Genomic DNA, 1,269 nt, shown 5'->3' with positions numbered 1-1,269 from the left:
GTCGAAGGCCGGGTTGTCGTAGTTGAAGTAATAGTCCTTGCGCGAATAGATATCGATGTCGTTGGGCTCGGTGTGGGAGACGATGGTCAGGTCGTAATCCTTCTTGGTGAACACCTGATCCAGCCACTGCGCCCATTCGACCGGGATGATCTCCAGATCGATGCCGACGTCGCGAAGTTGTGAGGCTATGATTTCGCCACCGAGGCGGGCATAGGCGGGCGGCGGCAGTTTCAGCGTCGCCTTGAAGCCGTTTTCGAGGCCTGCCTCTTTCAGCAATTCCTTGGCCTTGGCGACATCATGCTGGTAGCGGCCGGTGAGGTCGACATAATCCTTGCTGGCCGGCGACATGTGCGAGCCGATCGGCTGGCCGAGGCCGGCCGAGGCGCCGTCGATGATCGCCTTGCGATCGAGCGCGTAGGAGATCGCCTGCCTCACCTGCAACTTGTCGAAAGGAGGCTTCTTGTTGTTGATCGACAGGATGGTCTCACCCTCGGTCGAGCCGATCACCACCTTGAAGCGCGGATCGTCCTTGATCTGCGCGAGGCTGTCGGCATCGAAGAACGGGAAAGCCTGGATGTCGCCGGAAAGCAGGGCCGGCACATAGGCCGCGGCATCGGGCACGATGCGGAATTCGGCCTTGTCGAGGGACGCCGGTGTGCCCCAGTAATTGTCCGATTTGACCAGCGTGATCGACGATCCCTTGGCCCAGCTCTGGAACTTGAACGGGCCGGTGCCGATCGGTTTCTCCTTGTTGGTCTCTGCCGATTCCGGCGCCACGATCACCGCGTCACCCCAGCCCATATTGTAGAGGAAGGATCCCTGCGGGTTCTTCAGCGTCACTTTGACGGTCGCCGGATCGACGACGTCTATCGTATCGATGGCCGCGAATAGGCCCTTTTGCGCGTTGACCGAATTTTCGGCGCGGGCTCGATCGAGCGAGAATTTCACGTCGCCGGCATCGAAGTCGGTGCCGTCATGGAATTTCACGCCGGTGTGCAGCTTGAAGGTGTAGACCTTTCCATCATCGGAAATGGTCCAGCTTTCGGCCAGATCCGGCAGCACCTCGCCAGTGGGCCCGATGCGTGTCAGGCCCTCGAACACATTGGCATATAGAACCTCGTCGATTGCCGCGGCGGCACCTGCGGTCGGATCGAGATGCGGGGGTTCGAGCGGAATGCCGATGACCAGGTCGGTCCGCGCGGCAAACGCGGAAGCGCCGGCGGCCAGCGACAGCACCGCGGCCGCCAGGATGGTTTTCCACAGTTTCAT

General features: G+C 60.9%; 1 protein-coding gene. It reads right to left on the bottom strand.

Features of this window, described 5'->3' with window-relative positions; translation table 11 throughout:
- The coding region (locus EN984_RS35070) for an ABC transporter substrate-binding protein (RefSeq protein ID WP_164765945.1) at nt 1-1,269 on the bottom strand (1,269 nt) is incomplete at both ends.

Origin of the sequence: Mesorhizobium sp. M7A.F.Ca.CA.004.12.1.1 (assembly GCF_003997835.1) — a bacterium.
Classification (GTDB): Bacteria; Pseudomonadota; Alphaproteobacteria; order Rhizobiales; family Rhizobiaceae; genus Mesorhizobium.
Note: the sequence above shows the minus strand (reverse complement) of the source record. Positions and strands in the feature narration are given on the sequence as shown.